13 protein-coding genes are annotated in these 21,518 nt (G+C 66.9%); 9 read left to right on the forward strand and 4 right to left on the reverse strand.

The features are described from left to right. Positions 1–3: 3 nt before the first annotated feature. The 4 genes from BN4252_RS00290 to BN4252_RS00305 form a co-directional block, all read right to left on the reverse strand. Complete coding sequence (locus tag BN4252_RS00290) at positions 4–1,788, reverse strand: Na+/H+ antiporter subunit D (RefSeq protein ID WP_078056675.1); 1,785 nt, start codon at positions 1,786–1,788, stop codon at positions 4–6. Next, entirely contained in the window at positions 1,778–2,269 is a 492-nt protein-coding gene (locus tag BN4252_RS00295) for a Na(+)/H(+) antiporter subunit C (protein WP_066524016.1), read from the reverse strand. Before BN4252_RS00295 ends, BN4252_RS00290 begins: the two co-directional genes overlap by 11 nt. After that, on the reverse strand, positions 2,270–5,191 hold the full coding sequence (locus BN4252_RS00300) for a Na+/H+ antiporter subunit A (protein WP_066524018.1): 2,922 nt from the start codon (positions 5,189–5,191) through the stop codon (positions 2,270–2,272). It lies immediately after the preceding gene. Between the two features lie 697 nt (positions 5,192–5,888). Next, positions 5,889–7,274 carry a M20/M25/M40 family metallo-hydrolase gene (locus tag BN4252_RS00305; protein WP_066524020.1) on the reverse strand — a complete coding sequence of 462 codons (1,386 nt, stop codon included), beginning with the start codon at positions 7,272–7,274 and terminating at the stop codon, positions 5,889–5,891. A 239-nt stretch (positions 7,275–7,513) separates the two neighbouring features. Between BN4252_RS00305 and groL the strand changes: the two genes are divergently transcribed. The 9 genes from groL to BN4252_RS00350 form a co-directional block, all read left to right on the forward strand. Further along, complete coding sequence (gene groL / locus BN4252_RS00310) at positions 7,514–9,151, forward strand: chaperonin GroEL (protein ID WP_066524021.1); 1,638 nt, start codon at positions 7,514–7,516, stop codon at positions 9,149–9,151. A gap of 452 nt (positions 9,152–9,603) precedes the next feature. Next, entirely contained in the window at positions 9,604–9,861 is a 258-nt protein-coding gene (locus BN4252_RS00315; RefSeq protein ID WP_066524027.1) for a hypothetical protein, read from the forward strand. A gap of 42 nt (positions 9,862–9,903) precedes the next feature. Continuing rightward, positions 9,904–10,086: a hypothetical protein gene (locus tag BN4252_RS00320; protein ID WP_066524030.1), complete on the forward strand. Its 183-nt coding sequence runs from the start codon at positions 9,904–9,906 to the stop codon at positions 10,084–10,086. A gap of 113 nt (positions 10,087–10,199) precedes the next feature. Then, complete coding sequence (ppk2, locus tag BN4252_RS00325) at positions 10,200–11,099, forward strand: polyphosphate kinase 2 (protein ID WP_066524032.1); 900 nt, start codon at positions 10,200–10,202, stop codon at positions 11,097–11,099. A gap of 129 nt (positions 11,100–11,228) precedes the next feature. After that, positions 11,229–11,675, forward strand: a complete 447-nt coding sequence (locus BN4252_RS00330; RefSeq protein ID WP_066524034.1) for a hypothetical protein — start codon at positions 11,229–11,231, stop codon at positions 11,673–11,675. A 398-nt stretch (positions 11,676–12,073) separates the two neighbouring features. Continuing rightward, positions 12,074–12,928, forward strand: a complete 855-nt coding sequence (locus BN4252_RS00335; protein ID WP_066524036.1) for a hypothetical protein — start codon at positions 12,074–12,076, stop codon at positions 12,926–12,928. 387 nt (positions 12,929–13,315) lie between these two features. Further along, positions 13,316–19,465, forward strand: coding sequence for a CshA/CshB family fibrillar adhesin-related protein (locus BN4252_RS00340; RefSeq protein WP_066524043.1), 6,150 nt, complete (start codon positions 13,316–13,318; stop codon positions 19,463–19,465). 132 nt (positions 19,466–19,597) lie between these two features. Beyond that, positions 19,598–21,172 (forward strand): SpaH/EbpB family LPXTG-anchored major pilin, encoded by a 1,575-nt coding sequence (locus BN4252_RS00345; protein WP_066524044.1) that lies wholly within the window; start codon positions 19,598–19,600, stop codon positions 21,170–21,172. A 37-nt stretch (positions 21,173–21,209) separates the two neighbouring features. Next, positions 21,210–21,518 (forward strand): hypothetical protein (locus BN4252_RS00350; protein ID WP_222859804.1); only part of this gene is annotated, 309 nt, incomplete at its 3' end.

A 21,518-nucleotide genomic window follows, 5' to 3' on the forward strand; every position in this document is an offset into this window, starting at 1 on the left:
GGTTCACTTCGCGTTACCTCCCGAGTCCGCGACCGGGGTGGGCGCATCCTGCGTGCTGACGGCGCTGTTGTCCACGGCCTGCTCGTCGCCGCGGGTGCGGCGGTGATCCAGGCTGTCGTACCCGCCGCCGCCCTCGTGCACGTCGGCGAACGCGTCGGTGTCGCGGGTGGGGTTGTCCAGGTCCCCGGTGAGGACGGCGTCGCGGTAGATGGTCAGGTCGCTGGCGGACTGGGCGGCGCGATCGGTGACGTCGGAAAGCGGGCCCGCAACAAACGTGATGCTGGTGGAGACCGCGACGAGGAACGCGGTGGACGCGAGCATGCCGAACGGGATGCGGCCCACGTCCTCGCGCTCCTCGAAGGTGCTGGTCTCCACCGTCTCCGTCAGCGTGGAGGGCCGTGCCTGCACCACGTCGCCCTCGGGGGCGTCGGAGCGGTCGCGCATGAACGCCTTCGTCCACACGATCACCATGGCGTAGAGCGTGAGGAGGGAGGTGACCACGGCGCCGGCGATGAGCACCCAGGCGAGCCAGGTGCCTGACTCGGCGCCGGCCTGGATCAGCATCACCTTGCCCAGGAAGCCGGACAGGGGCGGGATGCCGCCCAGGTTCATGGCGGGCACGAAGTACAGCACGGCAATGAGCGGCGCGGTGTAGAGCAGCGAGCCGAGGCCGCGCAGCTGCGCGGAGCCGGCCTGGCGCTCGATCAGGCCCACCACCAGGAACAGGGAGGTCTGCACGAGCACGTGGTGCACGGCGTAGAAGATGGCGCCGGACAGCCCCGCCTTGGAGCCGAGCGCCACGCCGAAGAGCATGTAGCCGATGTGGCTGACCAGGGTAAAGGAGATGAGGCGCTTCGTGTCGTTTTGGGCCAGCGCGCCCATGATGCCCACGATCATGGTGAACAGCGCCACCCACATCAGCATGCCGTCCAGCGCGCCGTCAATGAACACCACGGTGCGCATGCGGATGATGGCGTACACGCCAACCTTGGTGAGTAGGCCCGCGAAGACGGCGGTGACCAAGGAGGCGGCGGTGGGATAGGAGTCCGGCAGCCACGCGTCGAGCGGGAAGACGGCCGCCTTGATGCCGAAGGCCACCAGCAGCGTGGCAAAGATGGCGGCGCGGGTGCCGGACGGGATCTCCTCCATGCGAATGCCCACCTGCGCCATGTTCACGGTGCCCACCGAGGCGTAGATCATGCCGAGCGCGAACAGGAAGATCATCGAGGACGCCACCGAGACCATCACGTACCCGATGCCGGAGCGCACCCGCTCCGGCGACGCGCCCAGGGTGAGCAGCACGTACGAGGCCACGAGGAACACCTCGAAGCCCACGTAGAGGTTGAACATGTCGCCCGCGAGGAAGGACAGGTTCACGCCCATGGTCAGAAGCATGTAGGTGGGCAGGAACACGGCCACCGGCTCGTCGTCCCCGCCGTCGCGCACGCCCTGGGAGATGCCGTACCACTGCACGGCGAAGAGCACCAGGGAGGACACGAACAGCATGATGGTGGACAGGCGGTCCGCCACCAGCGTGATGCCGATGGGCGCCTCCCAGCCGCCCATCTGCACGGTCTGGATGCCATGCACGTCCACGGTGATGATCATGGTCGCCGCGATCACGGCCAGCGCGAACAGGGTGACCAGCGCGATGGTGCGCTGCGCCCACGTCCTGGGCACGAGGAAGATCAGGCCGGCGGCCAGGGCCGGCAGCACGAGCGGCATGACCGTCAGGTACGGCATGGCGCCCAGCGCGGCGTCGGCGAAGGGCATGAGGCTATCCTTCATCGTCGGCCTCCTTCACGGGTGTCTCGAATGAGCGGGGCCCGAACGCGTCTCCGGACGAGCCGAGCCCGCCGGTGTCCGGGTCCGCGGAGCGGTCATGGTCCGGCGCGGCCGACGGCGTGTTCGGGCGCGCCGCCACCGCGCGGTCTTCCTCGTCGCGCTCCACAATGTCGTTGGTGCGGTAGCGGTACTGCCGGTACGCCAGCGAGAGCATGAACCCGGCCAGCGTCATGGAGATCACGATGGCGGTGAGGATCATCGCCTGCGCCAGCGGGTCCGCGGCGCCATCGGCCACCTCGGAGTCGCGCCCGATAATCGGCGGGGAGCCGGCGCGCCCACCCGCCTGCAAAATCAGCAGGTTGGCGCCGTTACCTATCAGCGTCACGCCGAGGATCATGCGCGTCAGCGCGCGGTCCAGCATGAGGTACACGCCGCACGCCACGAGCACGCCCGCGCCGATCAGCAGGAAGAGGTTCGCCTCCATCTAGCGGCTCCTTTCGGGGGCTTTGTCGCTTGTGCGCGCCTTGCTTGTCGACGCACCCTTTACACCATCCGCCGCCAACCCCGCGCGCAACCGGCGAGCGCGCTCCTTGCGGGCGTCGTCCTCGCGGTCCAGGTACGCGCCGAGCGTAGGCAGGATGTGCATGATCAGGCCGACCACAATGGTGTACACCCCGGCGTCGAACACCAGGGCGGAGGGCACCGCCACCTCGCCGATCAGCGGCAGCTCAAGCTCTGCGTACCCGCTGGTCAGAGGCGGCAGCCCGAGGAACATGGGCACCACCACGGCCGCGGACGCGAGCACCATGCCCACGCCGAGCACGCTGCCCGGGTTCACGGGCAGGGCGTCCTCGATCTCCTCGCGCCCGCCCGCCAGGTAGCGCAGGGTGAACGCGAGCGCCGCCACCAGGCCGCCGGCGAACCCGCCGCCCGGGGCGTTGTGCCCGGAGAAGAAGAAGTACATGGACAGCAGCATCATCGACGGGAACAGGATACGCGTGACCACGTCCACCATGATCTGGCGGTTCTGCTCCCGCTCGCTGGGCACCCCGGAGGACAGCCAGCGCGGTTGCGTGGTGGACAGGGTGGGGCGCTTGGACGGCCGGCCGAAGTTGCCGGTGCCGAAGATGAGGCTGGCAATACCCGTGGCCGCGATCACCAGCACCATCGTCTCGCCGAAGGTGTCGGCCGCGCGCAGGTCCACCAGCAACACGTTGACGGTGTTGCGCCCGTGGCCGATCTCGTACGCCAGCTTGGGCATGTCCACCGAGATGGGTGTGGTGCGCCGCGCGGACATGGCCGTCATGGCCACCACCACCACGGACACGCCGACGGCCGCTGAGAGCCAGGCGCGCAGCCGGTTGTCGTCGCCACGCTGCTCCACCTCGGTGGGCATCTTGCGCAGCACCAGCATGAACAGCACCATCACAATGGTCTCCACCAGCGCCTGCGTGAGCGCCAGGTCCGGCGCGCCGTGCAGGGCGAAGATCATGGCCATGGAGTAGCCGGTCAGGCCCACCATCACCACGGCGGAGAGGCGGTTGCGCTGCATGGTCGAGGCGATGGCCATGGCGCACATGATCAGCACCACCACGCTCTGCCACGCGTTGTCCCACAGCACCATGCGGATCGCGTCCGTGTCCCCCAACACCAGGCAGGCGAGCGGCACCGCGGCCAGCACGAAGAAGATTACGGCCAGGTTGATGGTCAGCGAGCCGCGCTGCGTGGACGCCGTCAGCTTCAGCGACGCCGTGCGCAGCCCATGCAGGATCCCGTCCCACACCGCGTCCGCGTCCCCCAGCGCCGGCCGGTCCAGCTGCGCCCGTTTGACCAGGTCGCGCTGCCAGAACATGATCGCGCCGCCCGCGATGATCACCCCGGACAGCACCAGCGGCACAGTGAAGCCGTGCCACAGTGCGAGCTCTTGCTTTTCGACGCCCCCAAACCTCACGCCCAAATAATCCTCAAACGCCGCATTCAGCACGCCCGGGAACGCGCCGAACGCGATCGTCCCCGCCGTGAGCGCCGCCGGCGACAGCCACAGCGTGGGCCCGATCGGCTCCATCTCCTGCACCGCCTTGGACTCCCCGCTCTTGGTGGCAAAGGCGCCCCACAGGAAGTACAGCGTGTACGCCATGGTGAGGATGGAGCCCACCACCAGCACCACCAGCGTGATCTTGCCCGGCATGCCGGTGAGGAGCTCCTCGTGCAGCACCGCGTCCAGCGCCGCCTCCTTGGCCACGAACCCCAGAAGCGGCGGGATGCCCGCCATGGACGCGCCCGAGATGATGGCCAGCCACGCCACCAGGGGCTCGCGCCTGCCCAGCCCGGACAGCTCCCGGATGTCGCGCGTTCCCGTGGAGTGGTCGATGGCGCCGGTCACCATGAACAGCGCCGCCTTGAACATGGAGTGCGCGAAGGTGAGCGCTAGGCCCGCCATGGTGGCGGCCCGCGACCCGATACCGATGACCGAGATGATGAAGCCCAGCTGCGACACCGTGCCGTACGCCAGGATCAGCTTCAGGTCCCGCTGCTTCAGGGCCATCCACCCGCCCAGCAGCATGGTGAAGCAGCCCGTGGTGATGACCACCAGGTGCCACGTGGTCACCGCCGACATGTCCGGCGCCAGCCGCGCCACCAGGTAGATGCCTGCCTTCACCATCGCCGCCGAGTGCAGGTACGCCGAGACCGGGGTGGGCGCCGCCATCGCGCCGGGCAGCCAGAAGTGCCAGGGCGCCTGCGCCGACTTGGTCATGGCGCCCAGCATGATCAGCACAATCGCGGTAGAGATGCCCGCCGTTGCCTCGATGTTGGCCACCTGGGGAATTTCCGACAGCTTCCAAATCCCCGCCGAGTGCCCCAGCAGGTTGATGCCCACCAGCATGGCAAGGCCGCCGAAGGTGGTGATCAGAAGCGCCTGCACCGCCGCTCTTCTCGACGACGCTCGCTCACCGTAATACCCCACCAACAGGAACGACAGAATCGACGTCAGCTCCCAGAACACGTACATGAGCAGGAAGTTGTCCGCGATGACCAGCCCGTACATGACCGTGGCGAACGCCGTGAGCTGCGCCGCGAACGCCGCCAGCCGGATCGGGTTCGAGTCGAAATACCCCCAGCAGTAGAACAGGACAAGCGCGCCCACGCCCAGGATGATCAGGCTGAACAGGCCGCTCAGCGCGTCCAGCCGGAACTCCAGGTTGAGGTGGATGGACGGCACCCACTCGTAGGAGGAGACGATCACGCCGCCCTCACTGAACGCCCCGGTGCGGAAGTTGTGCACCATCCAGATGAAGCCGCCCAGCGGCACCGCCGCCAGCAGCGCAAACGCGGGCCGGCCCATCGTGCGCAGCAGTACTGGCGCCGCGATCGTGGCGGCCGTGAGGGCGAGCAGCAGGGTTAGCACAGGCTCGGGCCTTCCTAGTCGCAGGGGAAGTCGCAGGGGGAAGTCCAGGGGGGAACTTGCACAACTATACAGAACCCGGGGTCCGGGGCGGCCCGGCCGGCCCGGCCGGCCCGGGCGGCCCGGGCAGCCCGGGCGGCCTGGGCGGCCTGGGCGGCGGCCAATATGCCTGTTTGGCCGAATATGCCTGTTTGCCTGGGTGGCGAATATGCCTGTTTGGTTTTCGGGCACCGTCACATTTGTCCCAGTAGCCGTTGCATGCCCCACCAGCCCCAGATGTTTAGGCATATTCAGACAAACAGGCATATTGGGGAGGCGGGCCCGGCCGCAACCAGGCATATTGTGCAGGGGCCGGCCGGGGCGGGGCCTCAGCGCCCGGCAATATGCCTATTTGGCCGAATATGCCTGTTTGCCTGGGTGGCGAATATGCCTGTTTGGTTTTCGGTCGCCGTCACATTTGTCCCAGTAGCCGTTACCCACCCCACCAGACCCAGATGTTTAGGCATATTCAGACAAACAGGCATATTGGGGAGAGGGGCCGGGCCACAGATAGGCATATTGCGGTGACCTTGGGCCGGGGGTGGGGCGCAAGAGGCCGGTGGGGCTGCTGTGGCGGGCCGAGGTGGCCCCCGCCCCGGCCAGCCCCGGAAACCCGCCCTTACCGGGCGTTGCGGAGCAGGAAGGCGGCCTCGGCCACGGCTTACCGGGCGTTGCGGAGCAGGAAGGCGGCCTCGGCCACGGCGATGCGCTCAATTTCGGTGGGGTCCACGGACTCGTCGACGCCGTGAATGTTGGCTAGGGGGTCTTCGACGCCGTAGAGGGCGAACTCGGCGTCGGAGAACTGCTCCTGCAGGGTCACGGTGAGGGGGATGGAGCCGCCGCTGCCCACGATGGCCACGCCCGAGGCACCGCCAGCGCCACCGCCACCACCCACACCCCCACCCACGCCGTAGGCCTCCGCCATGCACTGGCGGAAGGCCTCGAGGGCGGGGCCGGACGGGTCGGTGGAGAACGGCTGGTTCACGCCGTCCACGTCGATGGTCACCTTGGCGCCGTAGGGGGCGTTGGCGCGTAGGTGCTCTTCCAGCTTCGCGGCCACCTCGGCGGCGTCGAGGGGGGCGGGGACGCGGAGGTTGAGCTGGGCTTCGGCGGTGGCGTTGACAATGTTGGTGGCCTCGGCAACCGGTACGGAGGTGAAGCCGATGACGGTCACGGCGGGGCGCGCCCACACCATGTCGGCGGGTTCGTCGTCGACGGTGCCGAGCAGCTGGACGCCCTCGAGGACGTGTGCGTCGCCGCGGAAGGTTTCGCGCTCGTAGGGGTCGCCCTCCCACTTGGTGGTGCTGTCTACTCCGTGGATGGAGGTGCGGCCGTGGGCGTCGAAAAGCGAGTCCAGCATGCGGATGAGCGCGTGGGCGGCGTCGGGTGCGGCGCCGCCGAAGGAGCCGGAGTGGACGGGCCCGGCGAGGGTGTCCACCCGCACCTTCACCTGGGCGCCGCCGCGCAGGTGGGTGGTCAGGGTGGGTGTGCCTACGGCCTCGTTGCCGCTGTCGCCGATCATGATCACGTCGGCGCGGAACAGCTCGGGCTGCTCATGAATAAGGTGCACCAGGCCGTCTTTGCCGCCGAGCTCCTCGGAGCCCTCCACCACAACTTTGAGGCCGAGGTCGGTGCCGCCGGCTTCCTGCATGAGGCGCAGGGCCTCGAGGTGCATGACCACGTTGCCTTTGCAGTCCGCGGCGCCGCGCCCGTACCAGCGGCCGTCGCGTTCGGTGAGTTCGAGGGGGTGGTTGGTCCAGGCGTCCGGGTTTTGGGCGGGCACCACGTCGTAGTGGGAGTAGAGGAGCACGGTGGGTGCGTCGCCCACGGGCTCCTTCACGCCGATGATGGTGTCCGCGTCGTCGATGGTGGGGTGGCGGGTGACGTCAAGGCCGAGTTCGGTGAGTTGCGCGGCCACCCACGCGGCGGCTTGCTCGTGCGTGTCGGCGTGTTCGGGCGTGGAGTGCGGGGAGTAGTAGGACACCAGCTCGCGCAGGTTGGCAAAGATGCGCTCGCGGTTGGGCTGCAATGTAGAGGTATCGGTCATGAGCTCGAACGTACCGTTTTCAGGGGCAGTTGCTTATCGACGCCCCCTCCCCACCACCAACCTGCGCACCTTGCACTCAACCCTGCCGAGTGCTAAACATGGCCTTAGCACTCGCCCCGTGTGAGTGCCAAAACATTGCCGACAAATTCCTTACGAGTAGGTGGGCTGGCCAAAGGGCAGCCGTGCCGTCGCGGGCGCCTGCTTGAACCGACGAACCTGAACTGAGGCATCACACACTCATGGCAAAGATGATTGCATTCGACGAGGAGGCACGCCGCAGCCTCGAAAACGGCCTGAACACGCTGGCAGACGCCGTGAAGGTCACCCTCGGCCCCAAGGGCCGCAACGTGGTCCTGGAGAAGTCCTGGGGCGCGCCGACCATCACCAATGACGGCGTGACCATTGCCAAGGAGATCGACCTGGAGGACCCGTACGAGAAGATCGGCGCCGAGCTGGTCAAGGAGGTGGCCAAGAAGACCGACGACGTGGCGGGCGACGGCACCACCACCGCCACCGTGCTGGCCCAGGCGCTCGTGCGCGAGGGCCTGCGCAACGTGGCGGCCGGCTCCAACCCGATGGGCATCAAGCGCGGCATCCAGGCCGCCACCGACACGGTGTCCAAGTACCTGCTGGACAACGCCAAGGAGGTGGAGACCCAGGAGGAGATCGCCTCCACCGCCGGTATCTCCGCGGGCGACCCGGAGATTGGCAAGAAGATCGCCGAGGCCATGTACGCCGTGGGCAACGGCTCCGTGAACAAGGAGTCCGTGATCACGGTGGAGGAGTCCAACACCTTCGGCGTGGAGCTCGAGGTGACCGAGGGCATGCGCTTTGACAAGGGCTTCATCTCCGCTTACTTCGCCACGGACATGGAGCGCGGCGAGGCCGTGCTGGAGGATCCGTACATTCTGCTGGTGAGCTCCAAGATCTCCAACGTGAAGGAGCTCGTGCCGGTGCTGGAGCAGGTGATGCAGTCTGGCAAGCCGCTGCTGATCATCGCCGAGGACGTGGAGGGCGAGGCCCTGTCCACGCTGGTGGTGAACAAGATCCGCGGCACGTTTAAGTCGGTGGCTGTGAAGGCGCCGGGCTTCGGTGACCGCCGCAAGGCAATGCTCCAGGATCTGGCCATCCTCACCGGCGGCCAGGTCATCTCCGAAGAGGTGGGCCTGAGCTTGGAGACGGCCGGCCTGGAGCTGCTGGGCCAGGCCCGCAAGGCCGTGATTACCAAGGACGAGACCACCATTGTCCAGGGCGCGGGCGACCAGGCGCAGATTGAGGGCCGCGTGAAGCAGATCCGCGCGGAAATTGAGAACTCGGATTCCGAGTATGACCGCGAGAAGCTGCAGGAGCGCCTGGCCAAGCTGGCCGGCGGCGTTGCGGTGATCAAGGTCGGCGCCGCCACCGAGGTGGAGCTGAAGGAGCAGAAGCTGCGCATCGAGGACGCGGTGCGCAACGCCAAGGCTGCTGTGGAGGAGGGCATCGTGGCCGGCGGCGGCGTGGCCCTGCTGCAGGCGGCCAAGGAGCTCGAGGGCGACCTGGACCTGACGGGCGACGAGGCCACCGGCGTGAAGATCGTGCGCGAGGCTCTGTCCGCCCCGCTGAAGCAGATCGCGCTGAACGCCGGCCTGGAGCCGGGCGTGGTGGCCGACAAGGTGGCCAACCTGCCGGACGGCGAGGGCCTGAACGCCGCCACTGGCGAGTACGTGAACATGCTCGCCAGCGGCATCGCGGACCCGGCGAAGGTGACCCGCTCTGCGCTGCAGAACGCGGCCTCCATCGCCGCCCTGTTCCTCACCACCGAGGCTGTGGTGGCGGACAAGCCGGAGCCGGCTGGCGCAGGCGCCGGTATGGACCCGGAGGCCATGGGCATGATGTAAGCCCCTTAGGGCTCTAGAAAGGGCGCGCACCGCTTTACGGTGCGCGCCCTTTCTCTGCGTTGCTTGGCTACGCCTGTGCGCGCTCTACGCTGCAGCGCAGCTCCCCGAGACCTCCTCGTTACCCCCGGAAGTGGTTAAATCTCCAGCGTGTCGCGGGCAAGTTCATCGGTGGAGGGACTACGAGGCGTTACGGTAGTTCCCCAACACTTAAGTTTTGCCACCCTACGTAACGCCAAACGACCTGTTGAAGCCGCTTTTATCCGCGAACGTTACGTGCCGGTGAACGGCATTCTATTACCTAAGAAAAATTGAAGTTTTAGGCAGTTGCGTTGACTGGCTTGCATGGTGTGGCGGATGTGGCATACTTCTTCCCGTGATACCCCGCCAGGGTGTCAGGACATTGTCAAGTTTTCGCCAGACTTTCTTCTGGCACAACCTCCTAAGGGGAAAACATGAACACTTTGGATCTCGTCAAGGCTGCTAAGTCTGCCACCGGCGACTTCGCCGACTTCTGGAAGAACTTCGTTGAGTTCGCCCAGAACCTCCCGAAGCTCTTCACCACCTTTGGTAAGTGGGGTGCCGACGCACTGGGCAACGGTAAGGTGGACTCTGCAAAGGGGATCAACGAGCAGTACAAGGACAACACCACCAAGGTTTTCGAGGATGCCAAGGCTGCCCGTGAGGCTGCCAAGGCTGCCCGCAAGAACTAAGACTTCCACCTTCGAACACATTTAACCTGAGGAGGCTATAAAATGGATAAGAACCAGGTAAACCAGAACTACCTCGCCGGCGTGGAGCGCTGGGCAACCCTGTCCGGCGACACCACCATCACCGGTCAGTTCCTGAACGTCATGAAGCAGCTCGGTGGCCTGAGCGGCAACCTGAACAAGATTCTCGGCACCGTCGAGAACACCATCAAGATCTTCGGCCTCTAAGAGCAGCTGTAGATCTGAGCTTGAAACCCTGTCGCCACGGCGGCAGGGTTTTTGCTTTGCCATAAACGCCTCAGCGCGGGCGGGGGGCCGGTCGGCCACGTAGAATCGTGGGCATGGCTGACCACAATAACGACGAACTGCCGATGATCGACCTCGCCGAGACCGAGGGATGGGTTGTCGACGATACCGATGAGGACGATCCGGTCCTCCTAATGCCGGACGGGACCCCCATCCAGACTTGGCGCGAGCAGTACCCGTACGACGAGCGCATGAGCCGCGACGAGTACGAGGACAAGAAGCGCGCCCTGCAGATCGAGCTGCTGAAGTGGCAGAACTGGACCAAGGACACCGGTCAGCGCCACATCATCCTCTTCGAGGGCCGCGACGCCGCCGGCAAGGGCGGCACCATCAAGCGCTTCAACGAGCACCTCAACCCCCGCGGTGCCCGCACGGTGGCGCTGGAGAAGCCGTCGCCGCGCGAGTCCACCTCCTGGTACTTCCAGCGCTACATCGAGCACTTCCCGGCAGCGGGCGAGATCGTCTTCTTTGACCGCTCCTGGTACAACCGCTCCGGCGTCGAGCGCGTGATGGGCTTCTGTACCGAATCCCAGCACGCCGAGTTCCTGCGCGAGGTGCCGATGCTGGAGAACATGATCCTCGGCTCCGGCATCTCCCTAACCAAGTTCTGGTTCTCCGTGACCCAGAAGGAGCAGCGCACCCGCTTTGCCATTCGCCAGGTGGACCCGGTGCGCCAGTGGAAGCTTTCCCCGATGGACCTGGCCTCCCTGGACAAGTGGGATGATTACACCCGCGCCAAGGAAGAGACGTTCCGTTACACGGACACGGACGAGTCCCCCTGGATCACCATCAAGTCCAACGATAAGAAGCGCGCCCGCCTGAACGCGATGAAGTACATCCTGTCCAAGTTTGAGTACACGAACAAGGACCACGATGTAGTGGGCGAGCCGGACCCGTTGATTGTGAAGCGCGGCCGCGATCAGATCGGCGACTAGCCGAATAGTTACGGCTACGTGACCATATTTTGTTGAAGCTGCCTAAACACCTAGGTAGCCTGGCAAATGAAGCGAGCGACCTCACCCGAACCATGGGAGGTCGCTCAGAAACTACTAAGGAGAATATTCATGAAGGCTTCCAACAAGACCATCATCGCAGTTGCCGCCGCTGGCGCGTTCGCTCTCGCTCCGGCCGCGATGGCCGACACCGAGACCGTTGTGGTTACCTCCACCACCGGCGTTGCCACCACCCTGGCTCCGGTTCCGGGCGAAAAGGAGACCGCTACCGAGACCGCCAAGGTAACCAACACCACCTCCGTGACCGCGCAGGCCACCGCCGCTCACCGTGAGGGCGCCAACGCTGACGCGAACAAGGGTGCAGCTGGTGCAGACGCGAACAAGGGTGCCGTCTCCGGCGACAACAAGGGTGCCGCTGCCGGCAACTCCGCTTCCACCGACCGCGGCATGGCTGCCGCCACCGGCGTGAACCCGGTTCCGGCCGCGCTGATGGCCCTCCTGGTGCTCTCCGTGCTGGGCGCAGGCGCCTTCGCCTTCGCTCGCCGCGCTCAGGCGTAAGCGCTCGGCGCCTTGAGGCGCCCGCTGTCCCCCTCGCTCCGCTCCGGAGCCGAGGGGTTTTCTCGTTTTGGACGGTGGTGGCTGCCCCTTATACACATCTGACCCTGCCGACGGCCCCACGCCGGCCGTTTTCTTTCCTCGACACGAAGCTCAGAATCCTTAGGTCTACCCTCGAATAGGTGTGTTACATGGTGCCAGTGTTACTAATGTGGTGGCTATCTGGCTGGTACTTCAGTACCGTCGGGCAGCAGGTGCACAGCTTCCGGTAACCAATCGGTCGCCGCGCGCGATAACCAATACAACTGTGGCTGACGCTGGCTGCAGGGGATCCGCCGACTCCAAGCTGACGGCAATGGTCACAGGTGGGCGGATCGAGCTAACTCTCGAAGGAGAATGTTATGAAGCGGATGAACAAGAACGCGATCGCTCTGGCCACCGCAGGCGCGCTGACCCTTGCCGTGGCTCCGGCTGCGATGGCGCAGATTCCTAACCCTGCCACCATTGAGAACGGCGGTCAGACCTGCTACCTGCACAAGAACGGCAAGACCTACGTCGCGTCCGCCGACAAGACTCAAGTTGACGCTGCCAACTTGACGGCGAGCGACATTTGCAACGCCCCTGCCCAGACTTCGCCCCAAGGCGACGATGAGCAGCCGTTCGTGAACCCGGACGCACTTCCTCAGACCCGCCAGCAGGGTGACAAGACCTACTACCTGCACAACAGCGGCAAGGTTTACGTGCTGGACCGAAACCTGGTGAACACGCCGCTTGAGGAGATCCCCGCTGACCAGAAGGCCGGCACCCTCGACATGCTCGAAGGGAATGAGGAGCAGGATCAGACGGATCTCGCTGGTTCTTCCAAGGATCCGAAGGACATTGCCAAGGCTGTCGCCGCCGTGGCTGCTGCCGCCGTGGGCACCGCGATCATCATCAATGGTGTCAAGTACTTCGTGAACAAGGACAAGCAGACCCTGGTTCAGGATCCGAACCGCGTCAACGCTGAGCCCTCCGCCGAGGAGAAGGCCAAGTCCGAGGAGCTCGTGAAGGCGAACCCGAACACTGTCGCTTCGCAGACCGGCGCATCCGACGCTCAGGCCGGTGCGGGCAACGCCGCCGCCCCGGCCGCGAACGGCGAGCGCGGTATCGGCGCTTCCACCGGCGTGAACAAGCTGCCGGCTGGCATCCTCAGCCTGCTGCTTGCTTCTCTGCTGGGTGCTGCGGCTTTCGTGTTTGGCCGTCGCCAGCTGGTCTAAGCGCTGAGTGGTTGAGCGTTAGCCGCCTGAGCGGCTGCGGGTGAGGCCCGGTTGCGATCGTGGATCGCGGCCGGGCCTTTCTGTGTTGGGTGGCGTGGGAAGTAGCGGACAGGTGTAAAGCTGTCAAATGGTGAGCAAAAACACAGCTGGCTCCCACACGTCGTGAGTCATAGGATCCCGGTGATAGGCTCGCGCACTCAAGCTTGTGAACTGGCAAAACGGCGCAGTCCCTGCGTCGTAGTGAAAGATAGTTCCGCCGGGAATATTAAAACGTGGGGGGAGCCGTAAACGGGGCTATTGGAATGCTTGAAACCACAGTAACGTTCGGTATCGACGCAACGAATGCTTCAACGTCTAACCCGTGAAGGCTCACAGATCCGAGGACCCATGCTGAACAACGCCGCGCGCACCTACGCCCGAACCGTCCGTGGTTTCGGGGCGCTGGTTGTGTCGCTGATCCTCGCGGCGGCGATGCTGAGCGTGCCCGCGGTGGCGCCCGAGGCGAATGCGGCTACTGACACGGCCGCCACGTCGGACGGCGTGAACTTCGGCGACTGCGATTTTCGCATCGGCACCGGCAATGCCGAGCGCTGGGCCAACCAGATCTGCTGGCTGGACGTGCGGGGCCTGGACCGGAGCGGGCAGATTACCAAGCGCATCGGCCAGTACACGATGACTGCCGACGTGACCGTGGAGAAGAACCGCTGGGACGATAACCAGGGTCGCGTGGCTACCTTCACCGCCCAGTCAGAGCAGGCGTGGGACCAGGCGGCGTTTGGTAGACAGGGCTTCTTCCAAAAGGACCCGGCGTCCACCCAGCAGGACATCCTGAAGATGCAGAGCGGTTGGGCGCGCATCAGGCTCAGCAACATCAAGTTCGTTGACGGCGCCGGCAGGCCCGTGTCCAACGCCCGCCTGATGCTGGCGGACGCGGAGGCCACCGGTGCGGCTAGCCCGGGCGAGTGGATCAGCGCGTCCGCCTCCGGCGGCGTGCAGTTGCTCGACTCGATCAAGTCCCCGTTCTCCAACAACGGCACCTGCCAAAGCCGGTACGGCGCGGGGCCCGAGCCGTCCGACCGCCGATGGACCGGCCACACGCCTCTGCAGCGAGACTTTGTGTGCTGGGACAACAAAGGTTCGGGCAACCGCGGCATGTTCGTGGCGGCCATGGACAACCCCACGTGGGCCGAGATCGGCATCGGTGTAAACAACAACGGCTACCAAGCCATCGCCCTCGGCGTGGCGCTGGGCAACGTGCAGTTCGCTGCCGCCGACGCCCGCGCAACGGTGAAGTCCTCCTTCGAGCAGGCCGCCACCGGCAAGGCCAGCACCGCGAACTACAGTGCTGCGCTGCGCCAGGGCACCACCGAGACGCCGCTGGATATCCCGGCGGGCGGTGGGTTCACCACCTTCATGCGCCAGCTCGGTGCGGGCGGTGTGCCGCAGGACCAGATTGTGTTCCGCTCCACCATGACCACCGACGGCGCTAACCCCTTTGACCGCTACGAGCCGGAGTGGACGTGCGTGGCCAAGACGGACGCCGCGCCGATTGTGACCAAGCTGCGCTCCGGCAGCGCGGGAGGGTACACGGTAACCAATAACCGCCAGACCGGCACAACCGAGATCACCACCACCAACCAGGAAAACCGGCAGCTGAACTGCACGGTGAGCTGGGAATCCAGGTTCCAGCCCGCCACCTTGGAGCTGAGCAAGCAGCTCGAGGGCACCGCCAAGGACTTCGCGGAGATGAACGAGCGGAAGTTCGTGATCAACTACCGCTGCGACGACACCCGGGGCTTCAACACCGCCTACCCGGGCCGCCTGGCCGGCAGCCGCACGTTCTCGCGCGGCCAGTCCGCAGCCATCCAGGGCCTGCCCCAGGGCGCGACCTGCACGGTGTGGGAGACGTTCAACCCGGGCGATGCGCCGGTGCTGCCCGGCAAGACGTTGAAGCTAGGGTGGGGCGCGAATGGCGCCGCCACCGCCGCCACCTATTCCCAGGTGGGGACCAACGGCATTGCCACGCCGTCGTTGCAGATCACGCTCGGCGCCACCAACAACGCCGCCGCGCACAACGTGTACGACTTCAAGCCCGGCACGCTGCACCTGACCAAGGAGATTCTGGGCGAGCCGGTGCGCGAGGCGTACGGCTCGGGGGCGGCGAAGCTGCCCAACCCGGTGTACAAGTTCAGGATTCGGTGTGACACGACGCAGTTTGACGTCGAAAAGCAACTGCCCCTTGCTGCGCGCAAGGATGCAAGCGGCGCGACCGTGGTGAACGGGACCATTGACATCACCGGCATCCCCACCGAGCGCCCGTGCACCGTCACGCCGCTGACGGACCTGAGCGACGAGCAGCAGAACTACATCCACTTCGACGGCCGCGAGGTGCGCGTGGACAACGCCGGGGCGAACCCGGTGGAACCGGGCGGGCTGCAGCAGAAGGCATACCCGTTCCGGCTGCCGGAGAACGCCCCCGAGACCACCATGCGCATTCGGACGAGCTACAGCTACGTCACGCGCGACCTGGCCGTGCAGAAGCTGCTCACCGGCGAGGGCGGAGCGAGCCCCGAGCTGGACGGCAAGGAGTTCACGGTGAACTACCGCTGCGAGCGCACCGGCTCCTACGACGCCGCCAAGCAGCTCTACATCCCGCAGATCAACCGGGTTGAAGGCACCGTGCGGGTGAGCAAGGACAGCCGCGGCGTGGTGCAGGGCCTGAAGGTGGGCTCGGAGTGCAAGGTGTGGGAGGACGAGTCGGCGCTGCCGCAGACCACCTACATCAAGTTTGACGGCGCGACCGTTTCCGCCACCAACGCCTCGGACGCCACCACCACCCTGCGCAACGCGGAGGCTCAGACCCGGCCGGTGCTGACCATTCGGCCGACCGGCGCCACCGAGCAGAACCTGGTTACCGTGGCCAACTCCTACAGCGCGCAGCTGGGCGCGGTGCTGGTGGAGAAGCGCGTGGACAACACGGCGCCCAACTTCACCCCGCCGAGCACATACACCGTCACCGCGCGGTGCGGGCAGCGCAACCTTACGGAGAACGGCTCGCCGCGCCCGTACGCGCTGGTGGGCACCGCCGTGGTGTCCGCCAACGGCACCGCCGCCGTGGTGGCGGATGACCCGAAGCTGAACGTGGGCGGCCGGATGGCCGTGCCGTACGGCAACCAGTGCACCTTTGAGGAGCAGACCCCCGAACACCCGGCGGGCGTGGCGTGGGCGAACAGCGGCACCGACCCGGTGACCGTCGGCGCGGCGGAGACCACCGCGACCATTACCAACACGTTCACCCCGCGCGGCTCCGGCCTGACCGTGTCGCAGGTGCTGCAGGGCGAGCAACTCCTCGCGCCGGCGGCCGGGGTGGACTACCGCCTCACCTGCACCGACCCCGAGCAGGGGGCGCCGCAGGTGCGGGAGTTCACACTTACGGCGGAGCGCGCCTCCGAGACCTTCGACGCCAACTTCGCGCCGCGCGGCAGCGAGTGCGTGCTGGAGCGCGTGTCGGAGGAGACCGGCGAGCGCACGGTAAACGGCGCTGAGGGCGACAAGACGTTCCCCATCGACCACGCCGAGAGCTTCCGCTACGCGGTGGACGATCAGGGGCAGCGCGACCTGGCCGCGGCCGAGCGCTTCACCGTGGGCACCACCTCCGCGGTGACCGTGACGCAGGCGTACAACCTGGTCAACGCGCAGGTGGAAGCGCGCAAGCACGTGGTGTTCAACGCGGCGTACCCAGGCGGGCCCACCTATATCTCTGACCCGCGCAAGAACGTGAAGCTGCACCGCCAGTTCCCGGTGTCGCTTATCTGCACCGACCCGCTGGGCCGGGAGGGCGTGCGCGTGGAGACCACCGTCTCCGCCAACCAGGACCCGCGCGAGAGCGTGAACGAGTACGACGGCGGCGCTGACCTCACTGCTTCCGTGCCCGTCGGCTCCACCTGTGCGGTGGAGGAGCGCCACACCACCACCGCCACCGGCATCAGCCTGGACCGCCGCATCACCTTCAACGGTGCGGAGATCCCGGGCGCCGTGGCGGGGCGCGAGAACGACGGCACCGTGGCCGGTCGCTTCGAGGGGGGGCGCGGGGAGAACGGGGCGAACGGTGAGAACGGGGCGAACACGGTGGTGTTCAACAACGCCTACACCCGCCGTACCACCGAGATGACCGTGACCAAGACCGCGGACCTGCCCGCCTCGCTGCGCCAGAGCGTCACGCCCGAGGAGCTGCAGCGCGGGCTGTATGACCACCAGATCACCATGGTCTGCCGCGACCCGGAGGCCAAGGACGAGGCCGGTAACGAGGTGCCCCTGGTGGAGGCCGAGCCGGGGCGGATCCATGGTGAGGGCAGCTACACCTTTAAAAACGTGCCCGTGGGCGCGGACTGCGAGTTCGCAGGCACCAACTTCGGCTCGCTGCGCCTCGCCGCAAACGGATTGAGCGCCTACCTGCGCCCGCAGTACGTGAGCTGGAGCTCTCTCGGCGGCGGCGGCAACGTGACCACGGACACCGAGCTGCGCGGAGAAGTGGCCAGCTCGCCGGCCTTTTCAAGCTACGACGACCCGCAGCGCAACAAGGTGGGCCTGGAAAACCACTACCGCTACGAGCTGGCCCCGGTAACGCTGACCAAGGACGTGGTGGGGGACGCCGCGGACATCGAGCTGCTGAAGGCTGGCGAGACCCAGTTCAACTTCTCCATGACGTGCCGCGCGCTGGGCTACGAGTCCAGCTCCATCGGCGGCCAGCGCAACGCCATCGGCTACGGCTATACCCAGGCCAGCGGCGAGGCCTACGTGCTGCCGCGAACCGTGGCGTGGGGCACCGGCCAGGGCCAGTTCGCGCGCCAGGCGGACCAGGGCGGCAAGCAGGTGTGGCGCTACACCTCTCCCGCCGCGCTGGTGCCCGCTGGCGCGGAGTGCTCCTTCACCGAGCAGAACCCCACCGGGGTGGACGCCGTGCTGGACGTCGCGCCGCGGGAGAAGGCCGTGAGCAAGCAGGTGGCGGCGCCGGCCCAGGCGCCCGCGGAGGCGCCCGTGACGGACATGGCGTTTGTGAACGATGCCACCCGCCGCACCGCTCCCGTGCGCTTCGTGGCGTACGAGACGGGCTACGTGCAGGGCCAGGACTCGCCCTACACCGGCGAGGTGAAGTGTACTTACGGCCAGGGCTCTGCAGAGACGAAGGAGACCAAGACGTACCGCGTGGACATCGCACGCGGCGCGGTGGACGTGGGCTCGCTGCCCACGTCGGACACCGCACCCACCGGCGGCGTGCAGCTGGACCTGCCCGTGGGCGCGGACTGCACCGTGGACTACGGCGCCGCACCGGCGCTGGCCGCCCGCCCGCAAATCGAGGTCACCGGCCCGGAGGGCGCGAAGGACCGCCGCCCGTACGTGCAGTTTGCCACCTGGTCGGGTGACCGCCGCGAGGGCCCGGCCACCTCCGTGGGCGCCATCGCCCCGCAGAATGTGCGGGAGAAGGGGTACGCGCGGGCGTTTACGGTTGCGTCGGTTAGCAACAGCTCCGACACCGCGCTCGTGGTGGGCCTCGAGGCCGCGCACCCGCGCGCCACGCTGAACGTGGTGGTGAGCAAGGCCGCCGAGGGCGGCCGCGCCGCCGACGCCACGTTCCGGTTCAACCAGACGTGCTCCGCGGCCCAGCCCGACTTCGAGCTGCGAAGCGGCGGCACGCACGTGATCGAAGGCATGTACGTGGACAGCACCTGCGCCATCACGGAGACCGATGACGGCGACGCGCAGGTGGAATCCGTCCTGGACGTCACCGGCCAGGGTTCGCGGATCGCGGACGTGGGCGTGTCGCAGGCGAGCGCCGGCGCGGAGATCGCGCACCAGCGCGTGCAGTTCACCGCGCAGCCGGTGGCCGCCGCGACGGACCTCAGCGTGCAGGACCAGCGCCTGTGGCGCCTTGACCTGCGCAACCGCTTCCCGTCGCTCGGCGTGCGCAAGACCATCGACGGCACCGCGCTCGGCGGAGTGACCCTGCTGCCCGCGAGCGCCGACGCCATGCGCGTGACCTACACCGTGCACAATGACGGCGCGTTCGCGCTCGAGGGGCTTTCGCTTACCGACGCCTCCCTTGCCACCCGCACCCTCACCCCCGTCGTGAACGGCCAGCCGGCCGGCACCCCGGTAGCGGTGGGGGCGGACGGGGCGATCCCTGCCGGCGTGTGCGCGGTGCCCGACGTGCTCGCGGCGGGCGCGGAGTACACGTGCACTTTCGACGTGGACATCTCCGGCGAGCCGAAGGACCGAAACTTCCGCTACCCGGCCGGCGGCGGAGACGCCCCGGTGGTGGCCACCGCCACGATGCAGGGCACCGGCGGGCAGAAGGTCTCCGCCTCCGACAGCCAGGGCGCCCTGCGGCCCTCCGGGGTGCTGGGCTGGCTGCTGCCGGAGTCTGGCCAGCAGACGATGGTGCTGATCCTCGTGCTCGGCCTGCTGCTCTTCGCGGCCGGCGCGTGGCGCGTCACCCGGCGCTCGGGTGCCGAAGGCGGTGAGCTCGTTGATGCGTAGGAAATTCGCCCGGTACCTGCGAGCGTTGTACGGGCTGACGTAAAAGACGCGTCGGTCCGGCAATTGCCGCTGACCCATAAGCTCCCCTCCCCATCCACGTATTTCCGATACCGCTGAAAAGGAATGACTGCAATGTCGAACATCACCAAAAAGACCATGGCCATCGCCATGGCAGCCGCCGTGTCCGTCGCTGGCCCCGTGGGTGCCGGCATGCTCGCCCCGACCACCGCGATCGCCGCCCCGGGCAGCGCGATCGACACCAACCGGACCGGCTCCATCACCATCAACAAGTACGAGGGCCAGCCGGGCGATACCTCCACGCCGCTGCCGGGCACGACGTTCCGGGTCGAGCAGATCAACCTGCAGGATGACCAGCTGAACCCCCAGGGCTACAACCTGGACCGCCAGCAGGCCTGGGACGTTGTAGCGAAGTGGGCTGACAATGTGGCCGGCGCGCCCGCAGCCGGTTACAGCGGAGAGCAGGCCACCAATGACGAAGGCACTGCCACGTTCGACCAGCTCCCGGTCGGCCTGTACCGCGTCACCGAGCAGGCGCGCGGTGGCGGCTACACCGTCGCCCCGCCGTTCCTGGTCACCATCCCGCGCACCGACAACGGTGAGCCGAGCTACGACGTCACCGTGTCCCCGAAGAACCAGAAGCTACAGCCGACCAAGAAGGTAGAGACCGATAACTACACCGTTGGGGATGACGTGCAGTACAACGTCGCCACTACGCTGCCGGCGTTCGAGGCAAACCGCCAAAACGAGTCCCTGCAGGTCGTGGATACCCTCCCGGCACAGCTGACGTGGGACGCGAACAACCCGAACCACACCGTGCGCGTTGCGTACTACGACGACTCTGCCGCTGAGGCCGCGGACGTAAAAGGCACCGCCGGCACCGCGCTGGTAGCCCGGGAGGACTACAACGTCACCCTGGAAGAGGACAACAAGCTGACCGTGACGTTTACCGAGGCGGGCATCACCAAACTGCGCGCCGCCCGCGCCACCAACCCGGAGCTCGCGCTCGGCGTGCGCTTCAAAGCCACCGTCAACGCGGTGCCGGGCAACGGTGTGCTGTCTAACACCGCCCAGGTGATTTACAACGGCAACGCGACCGATACGACCGACCCGCGCGATCCGGAGAACACGGGCACCGAGACGCAGTTTGTCAACGTCGCCGTGACTAAGCAGCTGGCCGGCAAGGACGTCGACGACAACAAGAACGGCTCCGGCGCGAAGTTCGAGATCTACCGTTGCACCCAGGACACCAGCGGCCGCTGGAACATCGCCGACGGCGCACAGCCGGAGCGTGTGCGCGTGAACAACGCCACCGTCACCGAGATCGAAGCGATCGGTGCTGACGGGCAGGCCGCAGTGGCAAACGCCACCGGCCTAAACCGCGCGAAGGCGGATCGCGACGCGAACTCGACCGCCGTGGCGTACGTGGATTACTGCGCGGTGGAAACCGCGGGTGTGGCCGGCTACCTGGACAACCCGGAGCCGCAGCACCTCGAGTTCACCGCTGCCGCGGGAACCGATACCGGCGCCACCGGCACGCTCTCCGGCACCGTGAACAACGCGAAGAACAGCATCTGGGGCAACCTGCCGGCCACCGGTGAGCGCACCATGCTCATCCTCCTGGCGCTTGGCCTCGTGCTGTTCGGTGGCGGTGCCGCGTACCAGCTCAGCCGCCGCAACGCCGCGTAGACCGCGCGCGAGAACCCGACAAGGAAAGGAACACGCAGTGAGCAAGATCAGGCCAACCGCGGCGGCGAAGCAGGCCGGCGCCGCGCTTGCCGCTGCCCTCCTTGCCGGCACCGCGGCCGCGGCCGCACCCTGGCCCACCGCCATCGCGGCGGAGTCGGGCCAGATCCGCGTTGACCTGCGCGCGTCGGTGGGGCAGGAGTGGTTTGCCCAGATCGGGGACCGCGAGGTGGAGCTTTTGCTTCTCGACGCCACCCTCTCCAACCCCACCCCCATCACCCGCACCACCACTTCGGGCAGCGCCGCCCGAAGTGGTGGTGCGGGTGATGGGGGTGGGGTTGGAGAGGGT

This window comes from Corynebacterium bouchesdurhonense, assembly GCF_900078305.2.
GTDB lineage: Bacteria > Actinomycetota > Actinomycetes > Mycobacteriales > Mycobacteriaceae > Corynebacterium > Corynebacterium bouchesdurhonense.